The organism is Salmonella sp. NW38, assembly GCF_051807745.1.
Lineage (GTDB): Bacteria > Pseudomonadota > Gammaproteobacteria > Enterobacterales > Enterobacteriaceae > Salmonella > Salmonella enterica.
This window is the reverse complement of record NZ_JAMMTO010000012.1, coordinates 44,344-57,060: the sequence shown is the minus strand read 5'-3', so window position 1 is coordinate 57,060 and position 12,717 is coordinate 44,344. Positions and strand designations below refer to the sequence as shown.

Below are 12,717 nucleotides of genomic sequence, written 5' to 3'. Positions count from 1 at the left end.
TGAGCATCAGGAAATGGCGAATATTCAATGCGCCAGTGGCGACGATTAACGATTAAGGTTTTTACAGAGTTGCTTTAAGTAATTATTTTTTTGCGATGGTGATGTTCAGAGGGAAGCACCCTCTGGCGATGGGCAGGTGGAGTCAGCGAGAGCAGTAAATTATGATTTGTCTGTTTTAAAAACAGGCGTTTATTATTTAATTTTTGTGTCTCGCCATCAGGTAAATCACGAGATAAATCCAACAGAATGTGACTTATGTGATCATTGTCACGCCATTTTTTTAAATTATTAGTATGGCGTGTGGAGACGCGTATCTGCTCACCAATATACGTATTGTCCATAGGCGTAGCACAAGCTCCATTGCTACAAACATAATTTTATTTAAGTGTCAGGAAAATTCCGGACAAATCCCTTTTTTAATAAAAATACACACTCTCGGCATGGGATAATACTTAATTAACTTTTGTTAGCGTTTTGAAATTAAAAACAGCGCATAGCGCTGTAATTATAGAAAATAACGTTAACAGGCCTGGGTTGAGTATATTTGATCTGACACAATTTCCCAGGTTTGTTATTAATGTGATAGCGTTTTTATTGGCATTGTTATAATAAATGTTACCAGGATATAACGCTTCGCGTCGGATTTATGCGGTATCCTTACTGACAATATTGTTTCAGTAAAGAGTAATGTTCCGGCTGAACGCGGTAGCGGTAAACCGGCCTGCCGGTCACGCCGTAATGAATACTGGTAAACAAGATATGGCAATTCACCAGCCAGATAAGATATTTACGGCAGGAGACGCGCGAGATATTCACTTCGTTGGCCAACTCGTCGGTAGAAAATTCCTGCTCCTGATGCGCATCAATCCACTGGCATAAGGTGCGTAGCGTTTGCTGCGTCAGCCCTTTTGGCAGCCGGCGAGGCTCCTGCTCGCTGGATGAATTACCGTGAATGAGCAGGTCAAGCTCAGACTGTTCGTAATACTGGCGTTTTTCCATCGCCGTTTTCTTACGTAGCCAGCCGGTCAGCGCTTCTTCAAAGCGCGTGGCCTGAAAAGGCTTGATCAGATAATCCACCACGCCGTAGTGAAGCGAATCTTTAATGGTGGCGGCGTCAGCGGCAGAAGAAATGACAATAACGTCGCTTTTGCAGCCTGCGCTGTGCAGGACAGGCAGCAGATCCAAACCGTTTTCCTGCTGCATGTAGATATCCAGCAGGATTAGGTCAATGTGATTTTCACTGTTGAAGATAAACTCTTTCGCTTTTTCCAGCGTCGAAGCGGTTCCACAACAATGAAAACCGGAGATTTGCGCGACATAGCGGCGATTTAACTCCGCGACCATCGCATCGTCATCGACAATTAATACATTGATCATAGGCTGGTCCTTTTTCCATCCCAGGGTAACTGTACAAAAAATTGTGTGAAGATCCCAGGCTCGGACTCCACGGAAATTACGCCGCCAAGCGCTTCAACCTGCTGTTTAACCAGCGCTAAACCGACGCCGCGTTCGGCGCCTTTCGACGAGACGCCTTTTTCAAAAATCGCCTCGATGCGCTCAGGTTCGATACCCGGACCGTCATCGCTCACTTCGCAATGCAGCCAGCCATGGCGGTAGTGTAACGAGACGCTGATTTCGCCGCCGGATTCCTGGCTCAATGCTTCCAGCGCGTTTTCAATCAAATTACCCAGCGCCGTAATCAGCACCGTAACCTGATCTTCATTGTTATTATCCGGTAACTGGCTGTCGCTGCTTATCACCAGGCTGTGCCCGAAATCAGAGGCGCGAGTAATTTTACTGAGCAAAAAGCCAGCGATAATCGGCGACTTTATTTTACCCAGCAGCAAACCGATCTCTTCCTGATAGTTATTGGCCGTCTTGATAATATACGCTTCAAGCTGCTTATAACTCTTCAGGTGCAATAATCCCAGAATCACATGTAATTTGTTCATGAATTCGTGGGATCGTTCACGGAGCGCATCCGCGTAGTTCACCATCCCGTCCAACCGCTGCATCAGTTGGCGAACTTCTGTTTTATCCCTGAAGGTGGATATCGCGCCGATAATTTCGCCGTTGCTGCGCACCGGAACGGTATTCACCAGCAGCAGGCGGCCTTTGACGATAATCTCTTCATCGCGGCGCGGCGTACCGTCACGCAACACTTCGCTAATGTCCACCACCTGCGACCAGGCATGACTCAGGGTGGATAATCTGGCGTCATCCTGCGTTTTTCGATAATCGAGCAGCGCCTGCGCCGCATGGTTAATCAACGTAACTTCGCCGCTACCATCCACGGCGATAACGCCCTCTTTGATTGACTGCAGCATCGCCTGGCGTTGTTCAAACAGGGTTGAGATCTCATAGGGTTCTAGGCCAAACAGGATACGTTTTAGCACCTTGACCAGCGCATACGTGCCTACTAACCCCACCAGAGCGCCGAACAGAATGGACCAGATAATACTGCCGCGGCTATTGTTGATCTGCTGCGTAACGTGACTGAGTTCCAGGCCGATCGCTACCACACCGATCTGCCGGTGGCGTTCATCATAAACCGGTGTGAAAACGCGCAGCGCTTTGGCAAGAAAGCCGCGATTAATGGCAACGTTTTCCTTTCCCTGCAGCGCGAGCAGAATGTCATCGCCTTTGAACGGTTGGCCGATTCGCTGCGTTTCTGGGTGTGAATAACGGATGCCCTGCATGTTGGTCACCACAATAAACAAAAAGCCATTATGCTGGCTCACCGCTTCGGCGAGCGTCTGAATGCCGCTTTCCGCAGGCGGTTTTTTCAGCCCCTCGCGAATTGCCGGAGAGTCCGCCAGCGAGCGCGCCACCGCCAGCGCTTTATCTGCCAGCGCGTCGCGCGTCATGCTGCTGATTTGCGAAAAATAGATCAGATGGACCACAACGAGCACCGAAAACAAAACGGCGCTGACCATCAGAATGACGGTAGTGCCGAGTTTCATGGGGCGTTTGCGTAACGCCCGGCATGGCAGGGAGTGTTTCATAGTGGACCTGAGCGGACGAATCGTAAGGTTATTATCCCTGATGAGGCGTCTAATTCAAAGGCATAGGCGATGTTGCTCCAGTGTTGAAAAGCCCGTCTTACCTTGTAGGGGGCGCTACCTGCTCATGTCGACTGGCAAACGTCATGTCGTTAATTAATATCGCCGGATACCGTGATGGGTAATTTATTTTCATCAGAATTGCATAAAATAATTTTTCATTAATTTTTATAATAACGTATGCGGTGTCACGTTTTATTTTTACTGACGTTCAGAATGCGTTTGATCACAATCAATCAGCGCTAATGTTTAATCTATTATGATTAGTTTTCATTACATATTATTAATAATTATGGAAGCAATGTGAGAAATAAAAAATGGAAATAAAAAAATGGCTGAACACAACCATAACCCGACGTGATGCTATTGTCGCTACTGCAAAAGTAGGGGCGGCGGTGACGCTAAGTCAGGCGATTACGCTGCCTTTTGCTACCACTGCCCAGGCGCAGGATATCCCGATACCGAAGGATGCCAACGACGAAACCGTCAGGCACAGCGCCTGTCTGGTCAACTGTGGCAGCCGATGCCCGCTTAAGGTTATCGTGAAAAATGATCGCATCGTGCGCATTGAGCCGGAAGACGCGAAAGATGACGCGGTATTCGGCGAGCATCAGATTCGTCCCTGCCTGCGTGGGCGTTCCAGTCGCTGGCGCGTCTACAGCCCGGATCGCATTAAGTATCCGATGAAAAGAGTGGGAAAACGCGGTGAAGGAAAATTTAAACGTATTTCATGGGATGAGGCCACGGCCTTTATTGCAGCGGAATTAACGCGCGTTAGCGAACAATATGGCCGGGAAGCTATTTATTATAATTATCAATCCGGGGCATATTATCATACACAGGGCAGGCCCGCCTGGATAAGATTATTAAATCTCACCGGCGGTTATTTAAATTATCACAACACCTATTCCACGGCGCAAATCGCCACCGCCACGCCCTATACCCACGGCGATTATGTCGGTAGCCATTTTACGCAGATCGCGCATTCCGATCTGGTGGTGCTATTTGGTCTGAATCTCTCAGAAACGCGGATGTCCGGCGGCGGTCAGGTTGAAGAGCTGCGCCGGGCGCTGGAGACCTCGAAAGCCCGAGTCATTATTATCGATCCACGCTATACCGATTCGGTGATTACCGAACACGCCGAATGGCTACCGATTCGCCCAACCACGGACGCTGCGTTAGTCGCCGGCATCGCGCATACGCTGATTACCGAACAGCTTCTCGACGAGGCGCTGGTAAACCGCTATTGCGTCGGCTACGACCGTAGCACCTTGCCGGACACGGCTGCGCCTAACGCCAGCTATAAAGATTATGTTCTTGGCACGGGCGATGACGGTATCGCGAAAACCCCGGAATGGGCGGCGGATATCACCGGTATTCCGGCAACGCGTATTCGCCAACTGGCGCGCAAAATCGCCTCGGCGCGCGCCTGCTATATTTGCCAGGGCTGGGGGCCGCAGCGTCATGCCAACGGCGAACAAACCGTGCGTGCTATTCAGACGCTGCCAGCGTTAACCGGCCACTTCGGGCGGCCCGGCACCAACAATGGCAACTGGCCTTACGGTACGCCGTATGGCGTGCCATTGTTGCCTGTCGGTAAGAATCCGATCAAAACCTCTATTCCTTGCTATTTATGGACGGACGCCATTCAGCATCCGGAGAAAATGACCGCGACGACAATGGGCGTGAAAGGCGCGGACAGGCTAAAAACCGGGATTAAGCTGTTTTTCAACCAGGCCGGTAATACCTTGCTGAATCAGCACGGCGAAACGAACCGCACCCGTCAAATTCTCGCGGATGAATCGCTGTGTGAAACCATTATCGTGATTGAAAACCATATGACGCCCAGCGCGATGTATGCGGATCTGCTGTTGCCGGAGACCAGCTATCTTGAGGCGGAAGACCTGGTGGACAGCTCCTATGCGGCGGGATCGCATAACTATATGATTGCGATTCAGAAAACCGTTAAACCGATGTGGGAAGTGCGCAGCACGTATGACATCTGCGCGGATATCGCCGGGCATCTTGGACTGCGCGAGCAATATACCGAGGGCCGAACTCAGGCGCAGTGGGCGGAGATGCACTATCAGCAGATCCGTGAGAAACGTCCATACCTGCCGGAGTGGAGCGTGGCGAAAGAGATGGGCGTGATTGACCAGCGTATCGCGACCGAGCAGCAGAGCCTTGCGTTTGCCGATTTCCGCGCCGACGCCGAGGCTAATCCACTCTCCACGCCGTCGGGCAAAATTGAAATTTACTCCCAGGCGCTGGCGGATCTGGCGCAAACGTGGACTTTGCCAGAAGGCGAGCGAATTCCCGCATTGCCGGAATTTTGTCCGGCGAAAGAGTCGCACCTTAACAAAGCGCTGACGGCGAAGTATCCGTTGCAGTTAAGCGGCTTCCATACCAAAGGGCATACCCACTCGACCTACAGCAATGTGCTGATGCTGCATGAGGCGGTGCCGGATGAAGTCTGGATTAACCCGATTGACGCCAGCGCCCGCCAATTGAAGTCCGGCGATCGGGTGCATGTATTCAATGACCGCGGCGTGGTGGAGCTTCCCTGTAAAGTGACCCAGCGCATTTTACCCGGCGTGGCGGCGATGCCGCAGGGCGCGTGGACGCGGCTTGACGGCAACGGCGTTGATGTCGGCGGCTGTATCAATACGCTGACCAGCCACCACCCTTCGCCGCTGGCGAAAGGCAATCCGCAGCATACCAATCTGGTTGAAATTAAACGCGCTTAAGGAGTGATGTACGATGAAACAGTATGGCTTTTATGTTGACTCCTCGCGCTGTTCAGGCTGTAAAACCTGCCAGGTAAGCTGCAAGGATAATAAAGATCTGGATGTTGGTCCGAAACTGCGCCGCGTCTATGAATATGGCGGCGGAAGCTGGGTGAAAGAGGGGGAAAGCTGGCATCACGACACCTTTACCTACTACCTCTCTATTGCTTGTAACCATTGCGATGAGCCGGTATGTGTCTCCGGCTGTCCGACCGGGGCGATGCATAAACGCAAAGAGGATGGTCTGGTAGTGGTGGATGACAGCGTATGCGTCGGCTGTCGCTATTGTGAAATGCGCTGCCCCTACGGCGCGCCGCAGTTTGATACGCAGGCGAACGTGATGCGTAAATGCGACGGTTGTCTTGACCGACTGGAGAACAATCTGCGCCCTATTTGTGTGGATTCTTGCCCGCAGCGAGCGCTGGATTTTGGCCCTGTCGATGAATTACGGGCAAAATATGGCACGGAGAATCAAATTGCGCCGCTGCCTTCGGCGTCGTTCACCCATCCTAACCTCATTATTAAACCGCATCCGAAAGCGAGACCCACAGGCGATACGGAAGGCGCAATCATGAACATTCGGGAGGTGCGCCATGCATGAGTTACCGCTGGTCTTTTTTACGGTCTTTACCCAGAGCGCGGTCGGCGCGTTTATTCTGCTGCTGATTGGCGGCGCAATGGGGCTGGTCGCGCCGCGGCGTAAGGCTATCGGTCTGTTCTCGGTGATGTGCCTGTTTGGGCTTGGCGTCATTGTCGGCATCTTCCACGTCGGGCAACCGCTGCGCGCGCTGAATATGCTGCTGCGCGTCGGACATTCGCCGATGAGTAACGAGATTGTCTTGTCGGCGGCTTTTGCGGCGCTCGGCGGTCTGGGGGCGCTCGGTTTGTTGCTGAACCGGGCGACGCCGCTGTGTAACGCGTTGGTATGGTTGGCAGCGATAGTCGGGGTGGTCTTCTTATACGCCGTTCCGCAGATTTACCAACTGCCGACGGTGGCGACCTGGCGTTCATCTTACACCACGGCAATGATGATATTGACGCCGTTGATTGGCGGCGGCGCGTTGGCGGCATTGTTTGGCGTGCGCCGTCTGGGGCTACTGGTCAGCGTGTTGGCGATTTTGGTGAGCTTTTGTCTGCGCCCGGGCTATATGGCGACGCTGATGAGCGCCGATAGCGCTCTGACCGCTGCGCAGCATAGCTGGTTTACCGCCCAGGCGATATTGCTGGCGGCGGGCGTGGTCGGGGTGGTGGCCTGCGCGCGCCTGAAATCGAGCGCTGCGGTGCTGGCCATGACGGCAGTGGTGGTTATCGCGGCGGAGTTGGCGGGTAGGATTGCGTTTTACAATCTGTGGACGCTGCCAATGTAGTTTTTTGCCCGGTTTATGCCATGTAAGCCTGATAAGCGTAGCGTCATCAGGCGAAATATTTCAGGAGCTATTGCTATGCCTTCCCGTGCTGTTTTGCCGCGTATCCTCGGCGCACTGTTTTACTTCTCCCCTGAGAGGCCGGAGGTGAAAGCGTTGTTCGACTGTTTGCCAACGTTGCCTGAGCTTTACCCCTGGCGCGATCGCGGACATATTGAATCACTGTGTGCGTCATGGTCGCTACCGGATGATGATGTGCTTACATGGCAATTTTCCGTGTTGTTTGAAGGCCAGGGAAAGATGCCCGTCCCGCCCTGGGGATCGGTCTATCTGGAAAAAGATAATTTGCTGATGGGGGAAACCACCGCCGATTATCGAGCTTTTTTACAGGCGCAGGGCATGGTATTCACTGACCGTGAACGTGAGCCGGAAGATCAGTTTGGCCTGATGCTATTAGCCTGTAGCGATCTGCTGGCACGAGGCGACAACGTGGCGGCCAACCGGTTACTGGAGGCGCATCTGCTGCCCTGGGGATTCCGCTATCTGGAATTGCTGCAACGCAATGCCGTTAGCGCCTTCTATGCCCGGCTTGCCATCGTAGCGACCTGTTATCTGCAGGATGTTCAGCAGCAACAGGGACTACAGCCTGAGAATAAACGGTTGTTTTTCTGAGGTATTGGTCAGGTTTTGATGGCGTGCCATAATGCTTGTGCCGCCATCGTGCCCGCTGTTGCGTCAGCGGGCACAGTTTACTATTACAGCTCCGGCGTCTTTTTGAAACCGGTCAGCATCAGCACCAGGCTCTGTTTTGAGTCCGCTGGCGTGAAATCGTAGTGATTTCCCTGACGGTCGCCGCCGATATACCAGGATATTTCCGTTTTCCCTTCCGCCAGCGCTTTGCGCACCGCTTTATCGACATCAACCATGCGATACTCATGTGAATGGTTTAGATATAACACGGCATCGGAATGGTAGTTGATCGCCGGTTTATTGTTCCAGGACACGGTACTGACGTGCCAGTCACTGCTGGTCGGGTAAAAGAAAATTTGATCGGCGCCGTTCGTTTCCGTTTTGCCGCCAAAAAGGCGAATACGGTATTTGAATAGCGAAGCGTCCATATTGGCAGGCAGGGGCGGGATCTTAAATTTCACCAGCGTGAGCGTTTCCGGGTGCTGCGTGCGTCCGCCATTTGTCCAGTCATCCTGTACGTACAAGGTATCGACGCTGGCATGAGGCTTGTCGTCTTCGCTGCTTACCCAGGTATTTTCTTCCGCTTTACTGTAGGCGTAAGGAACCGTAGTGCCGCAATCCAGTCCCTGATTCATACACAGATCCGTCATAAACTGCGCGCCATCTTCCGTCCAGCCATTCATAAAATCGGCATGGGCGGTATAAAGACTTCCCCAGCGCTCTGCCCGGGTTTCGCCATGCATTACCGGGTCCATCGACAATTCCACTTTAGACGTATCCAGCGAGGAGATCTGCGGGAGTACCCAGGCGATGTTCATATTCACCGTCGGGATTTTGACCGGATAGTCTGCGGAACATTTCCCGTGGTCGGCATAGATAGCGTTATTGTGACTATGGGTCGGTTTCAGGTTGACGCCATCCCAACAGTTGGGGAAAGCGATCCCGATATTAAACTGGACGGCATCGCCCGCTTTACGCAGGCCGCATATTTCGCCTACCTTGTTGGTGTAACCTTTGCCGTTGGCACATAAAAAGGTGATTGCGGAACTGGGGCCAGTACCGTGATGATCGCCTGCCAGTAACTCCAGCCCGGCCGGGAATGGATGGAGCGGATATTGCGCAACATTTGTAGATTGATAATAGGTCTTTTGGTAGGCCGGATTTACGATTTCACCATCGGGTAATTTCATGGACGGCGCCCAGTAAGCGGAGCTGTCGGCTTTATTATCACAGGTGGTATCTGGTTGCGCGCGCAACGTCTGGTAGGTTGAGACCGCGTCGGTGTGGGTGTTGCCAAAAAAGTCATGCCACATCGCCTGATTCGCTTTACCAAACATCATAATCGCGTCATCGCCCAGCGTGTGGTGATAGCCGCACACGACATGCGCCTGAGGACCGGCATGGGCCGGGAATGCGCCAGCGGCAACGAGCGTAGCCAGGCTGACGGTAATAAGGTTGAGTTTCATTTTTTTGCTGCCCGGTTGAATAGAAGTGGGAGCAGCAATAGCAGATCAGATTGCGGTGTTACATCTCATTAATTATCACTTTTTGTCATTCGCCCTGCATACAGGGGCGAATTTGCAGACGTACTATTTAAATAATTAGCCGAAACTACCCTCCTCTTGATTATGTCAATTTACAAAAAGGGTACGTTAGTGATTAAAATCGGGCTTTTTGTGATAACCCTCACTATTTCATTTTGCCTATGCTAATGGCGCTCGCCATAACCGAATAACGATTCTATCGGACATCGGCTTTATTTTTAAGAAATGCGTTACGACATCAGTCGTGGCGCGATCTGTTATGGATTTTTTATGAGATTACTAAAACGCGTTATTGTGGTTGTACTCTTGGGCGTGATTTTATTTATGGTCAGGGACGATATACGCTATGTTTATCAACTGATCCTCAAATATGGTGATAAACCCTCGGCGCTAGCACTGAGTAGCTATAAAGCGGTTATTCAGCAAAAACCAGTCGCAGGAGTTGAGAGTAACCTTTCAGGTTTGACCTACTCCGCCGAAGATAGGATGCTTTTCGCCGTTATTAATAATCCCCCTGAACTGGTCTGGTTAACGACAGAAGGGCAGCTGGTAGGGCGGATGCCGCTCCAGGGCATCCACGACCCGGAGTCTATTGCATGGAGTGGGGGCAACCAGTTCCAGATAGGCAGTGAGAAAGATGGCGCGGTCTATAAAACACAGGTGGATATTCAGCGCGGCACCATGCAGATAATCTCCATGGTGAAGCTTGAGGGCTATGACAAAGCAAAAAATAAAGGGCTGGAAGGTACGGCATGGGATGCGAAAAATGAGAGATTATATGCCGCAAAAGAAAGAAAACCCATAATGATCAAAGAAGTAGAAATGAGCAAAAATGGTATCACCAGAGCGTTGCCTTCTGCCATCACTGCAAGTGTGAGCGATGTCTCCGGACTTGAATACCATGCCCCAACGGATTCGCTGCTGGTGTTGTCGGACGAGTCAAAAATGATCCTTGAGGTCAGTTCCGAGTGGCGGGTGCGCGATCGATTGTTCCTGACGGCGGAGTGGTCAGGGCTCAGAGACGATATCCCCCAACCAGAAGGGATTGCCATGGATAATGAAAATAATTTGTATATTGTGAGTGAACCAAATCTGTTTTATAAATTTTCGTGTGATATACAGAATGACTAAAATCTATTTTTACTGTCACAGTATGCTAAAACAGAACAAGGTTATTAATACCATGATTTGACGATTGTTTGATTCGTTGATTCATTGTTGGGGATATTTATGTTTTACTTACCTCAGTAACGGATTACTTTGTGGTGTAGCGTAACGGTAATTGTCCTCCTCATATTTGCGGCAGCGTAGTCTGCCGCTTTTTTTTATAAATTAACTCTCTCTGTAATAATTAACAGACAATAAATATTATTCTGTTTTTTTCAGGAGGCCTCCGAAGAGACCTCGCATGGTGATGTTTAGTTATCAGGCATAATATTCTTCATCAACACTTACCGAATGCCATGTCGCCTCGCTAAGCGAAATCATTTCATCTACGCCGGAACTCTTGTTAACCGGGTTTTACGTCGGCGATGTGCCTGTAAATGTTCCATTGGCGGTGGCGCTATTCCCGGCGGGATCGGTGGCCGTAATGATGTACTGATTCTCCCCCCCCGACAGAATAGCGGATTGCGGAACAGAAACATGCCAGTTACCGGTATCGTTATCAACACTGGCGGAGTAGAGTCGATCGTCAGCCAGCCGATAGACAGCGAAGAATTACCCCATAGCGTTTGCGGAACGAACACTGATTGAACAGCTTTCATTCACTGCTGTTCCCGGAGATTTTATGGGTATTATCGGTACATCAGGTTCAGGTAAATCTTCTTTAATCAAAGCACTATCAAATTCCAGTCATTGCTATACGGGAACAGTTAAATTAAACAACGTAGATATCACACCGATCTCTGAAGATGATATCCAGAATTGCCTTGCCTACCACTTTGGCAACATTTTAGAAAAAATTACGTAATATCGACTGATATGTAAAACTCATTCAGCATCAAATGGATTAATTCAACATCAGTAGTAATATCCATTTTTTTATAGGCTGATCTCTTTTGTGTTGAAATCGTTTTTATATTTCGATCTAATAAATTTGAGCAACTTTTAACAGATAATCCTGCTGCCACGTAATAAATGACTTTTTTCTCGCTCAATGTTAGGTCGAATTTTTTAGCGAGCAACAGAATCCCATCTCTTATATTAATATGTTTTGCTTTGTTCTTATACTGCATTGTCAGATATCTCAATTAACATATTGATGACGAGAGGAAGATAAAAACGCTAAAAATTCCGATGGTGTAGTTTTGAAGTGTTTTTTAAAAACGCATGTAAAATAAGAAGCACTATCATAACCACACATATAAGCCACTCGGGTAATATTATATTCACTATTGCGTAGAAGTTTTGTCGCTTTATTCATTCGCGCATTAAGGTAAACTTCGCTGAATGAGGTGTTCTCTTGTTTCAATTTCCTCTTTAATGTGGAACAACTCATATAGAGTGAGTCAGAAATATCCTTGAGCGCCCATTTTCGACTTATGTCGCTTATAATAATATTATAAATGTTTTCGGCTAATGTATTTTGCGATAGTTCTCTGAAGAGAGCAAATGCTTCGGGTTCATAGATGAACTCTGAAAGTAGAAATCTTATTAAATATTCCTTTTTATCTTGGGATAGTTTTTGGCTTTTATTTGAAGAGTGTAAGAGGTTGAATACTCTTGCTACGCCTGTTTCTATTGGCGCTAACAGATGTTTTGTCGTCGGTTTTGTTAATGGGGCCGAAAAGTCTGCATGTTCATACAGAAAAAAATTATAAGCATTTTTTATTGACGCTGAATCTAATTCAATTAAATTATAATTTAACTGTTCATGAGTCTCTTCCATTGTGATATGAATGGTTTGATCTTTAGCTAAAAATATTAACATTGGCCCTGATGCCGTAATATACTCCCCGGACGATGTCGTAATTGAAATTTTACCCGTGGTGAGCTTGATGAGCACGGACTGCAGTAAATTTAATCCCTGAAGTGATAAGGATTTCCTCTGCCAGTTTTGCGCTGATTGTAAACATTCAATGCTCCCCACCTGGACAGGTGAGGGATTAAATACTTTTAGCATGATAATTTCCTTTTATTAAATGTGCGTGTAAATCAAAAATTATTCTGAAAAATATTTCAAAAAAACTAATATATAGCTATATAATTATTTGCGAACTTAAGGTATCAGGTGGCGATCTTTTCATTTTCTATGGAAAATGCTATTTTA

Annotated in this window: 12 protein-coding genes and 2 pseudogenes; 6 read left to right on the top strand and 8 right to left on the bottom strand. The window is 49.1% G+C overall.

The annotated features are described in order from the left end of the window. Positions 1–74: 74 nt before the first annotated feature. The 3 genes from NA624_RS19450 to NA624_RS19440 all read right to left on the bottom strand — a co-directional run bounded on the left by NA624_RS19450 (position 75) and on the right by NA624_RS19440 (position 3,005). Positions 75–341, bottom strand: a complete 267-nt coding sequence (locus NA624_RS19450) for a hypothetical protein (protein WP_001642024.1) — start codon at positions 339–341, stop codon at positions 75–77. A 316-nt stretch (positions 342–657) separates the two neighbouring features. Beyond that, positions 658–1,377 carry a two-component system response regulator DcuR gene (gene dcuR / locus NA624_RS19445; RefSeq protein WP_000611307.1) on the bottom strand — a complete coding sequence of 240 codons (720 nt, stop codon included), beginning with the start codon at positions 1,375–1,377 and terminating at the stop codon, positions 658–660. Continuing rightward, entirely contained in the window at positions 1,374–3,005 is a 1,632-nt protein-coding gene (locus NA624_RS19440; protein WP_000682906.1) for a sensor histidine kinase, read from the bottom strand. Before NA624_RS19440 ends, dcuR begins: the two co-directional genes overlap by 4 nt. Positions 3,006–3,379: 374 nt before the next feature. On the opposite strand from NA624_RS19440, the gene NA624_RS19435 reads away from it, so the two are divergent. The 4 genes from NA624_RS19435 (at position 3,380) to NA624_RS19420 (ending at position 7,884) form a co-directional block, all read left to right on the top strand. Continuing rightward, complete coding sequence (locus tag NA624_RS19435; protein ID WP_439040282.1) at positions 3,380–5,809, top strand: DMSO/selenate family reductase complex A subunit; 2,430 nt, start codon at positions 3,380–3,382, stop codon at positions 5,807–5,809. A gap of 13 nt (positions 5,810–5,822) precedes the next feature. Next, positions 5,823–6,449, top strand: a complete 627-nt coding sequence (locus NA624_RS19430) for a DMSO/selenate family reductase complex B subunit (protein WP_000816143.1) — start codon at positions 5,823–5,825, stop codon at positions 6,447–6,449. Further along, on the top strand, positions 6,442–7,215 hold the full coding sequence (locus NA624_RS19425) for a dimethyl sulfoxide reductase anchor subunit family protein (protein WP_000544920.1): 774 nt from the start codon (positions 6,442–6,444) through the stop codon (positions 7,213–7,215). The genes NA624_RS19430 and NA624_RS19425 overlap by 8 nt, the downstream gene beginning before the upstream one ends. Positions 7,216–7,290: 75 nt before the next feature. Continuing rightward, positions 7,291–7,884, top strand: a complete 594-nt coding sequence (locus NA624_RS19420; protein WP_001549774.1) for a TorD/DmsD family molecular chaperone — start codon at positions 7,291–7,293, stop codon at positions 7,882–7,884. An 83-nt stretch (positions 7,885–7,967) separates the two neighbouring features. On the opposite strand, the gene NA624_RS19415 is transcribed toward NA624_RS19420, so the two are convergent. Next, complete coding sequence (locus NA624_RS19415) at positions 7,968–9,368, bottom strand: CBM96 family carbohydrate-binding protein (protein ID WP_000773781.1); 1,401 nt, start codon at positions 9,366–9,368, stop codon at positions 7,968–7,970. 303 nt (positions 9,369–9,671) lie between these two features. On the opposite strand from NA624_RS19415, the gene NA624_RS19410 reads away from it, so the two are divergent. After that, positions 9,672–10,577, top strand: a complete 906-nt coding sequence (locus tag NA624_RS19410; RefSeq protein ID WP_001268204.1) for an SdiA-regulated domain-containing protein — start codon at positions 9,672–9,674, stop codon at positions 10,575–10,577. 294 nt (positions 10,578–10,871) lie between these two features. Here NA624_RS19410 and NA624_RS19405 read toward each other — a convergent pair. Together NA624_RS19405 and NA624_RS19400 are read right to left on the bottom strand one after the other, a co-directional pair. After that, a pseudogene (locus NA624_RS19405) lies at positions 10,872–11,006 on the bottom strand (hypothetical protein); the annotation flags it as partial. A 110-nt stretch (positions 11,007–11,116) separates the two neighbouring features. Then, positions 11,117–11,216, bottom strand: a pseudogene (locus NA624_RS19400) (hypothetical protein); the annotation flags it as partial. Between the two features lie 19 nt (positions 11,217–11,235). Between NA624_RS19400 and NA624_RS19395 the strand changes: the two are divergent. Then, positions 11,236–11,418: an ATP-binding cassette domain-containing protein gene (locus NA624_RS19395; protein WP_001527266.1), complete on the top strand. Its 183-nt coding sequence runs from the start codon at positions 11,236–11,238 to the stop codon at positions 11,416–11,418. On the opposite strand, the gene rtsB is transcribed toward NA624_RS19395, so the two are convergent. Together rtsB and NA624_RS19385 are read right to left on the bottom strand one after the other, a co-directional pair. Further along, positions 11,411–11,698, bottom strand: coding sequence for a transcriptional regulator RtsB (gene rtsB / locus NA624_RS19390; protein WP_001269916.1), 288 nt, complete (start codon positions 11,696–11,698; stop codon positions 11,411–11,413). The two genes, NA624_RS19395 and rtsB, sit on opposite strands and share 8 nt — an antisense overlap. Further along, positions 11,695–12,570: an AraC family transcriptional regulator gene (locus tag NA624_RS19385; RefSeq protein WP_000921676.1), complete on the bottom strand. Its 876-nt coding sequence runs from the start codon at positions 12,568–12,570 to the stop codon at positions 11,695–11,697. The genes rtsB and NA624_RS19385 overlap by 4 nt, the downstream gene beginning before the upstream one ends. Positions 12,571–12,717: the final 147 nt, after the last annotated feature.

Coding starts and splice junctions, on each gene's coding strand:
- NA624_RS19420 (WP_001549774.1), top strand. CDS start 7,291: ATGCCTTCCCGTGCTGTTTTGCCGCGTATCCTCGGCGCACTGTTTTAC.
- NA624_RS19425 (WP_000544920.1), top strand. CDS start 6,442: ATGCATGAGTTACCGCTGGTCTTTTTTACGGTCTTTACCCAGAGCGCG.
- NA624_RS19395 (WP_001527266.1), top strand. CDS start 11,236: ATGGGTATTATCGGTACATCAGGTTCAGGTAAATCTTCTTTAATCAAA.
- dcuR (WP_000611307.1), bottom strand. CDS start 1,377: ATGATCAATGTATTAATTGTCGATGACGATGCGATGGTCGCGGAGTTA.
- NA624_RS19410 (WP_001268204.1), top strand. CDS start 9,672: ATGCGTTACGACATCAGTCGTGGCGCGATCTGTTATGGATTTTTTATG.
- NA624_RS19440 (WP_000682906.1), bottom strand. CDS start 3,005: ATGAAACACTCCCTGCCATGCCGGGCGTTACGCAAACGCCCCATGAAA.
- NA624_RS19430 (WP_000816143.1), top strand. CDS start 5,823: ATGAAACAGTATGGCTTTTATGTTGACTCCTCGCGCTGTTCAGGCTGT.
- NA624_RS19435 (WP_439040282.1), top strand. CDS start 3,380: ATGGAAATAAAAAAATGGCTGAACACAACCATAACCCGACGTGATGCT.
- NA624_RS19385 (WP_000921676.1), bottom strand. CDS start 12,570: ATGCTAAAAGTATTTAATCCCTCACCTGTCCAGGTGGGGAGCATTGAA.
- NA624_RS19450 (WP_001642024.1), bottom strand. CDS start 341: ATGGACAATACGTATATTGGTGAGCAGATACGCGTCTCCACACGCCAT.
- NA624_RS19415 (WP_000773781.1), bottom strand. CDS start 9,368: ATGAAACTCAACCTTATTACCGTCAGCCTGGCTACGCTCGTTGCCGCT.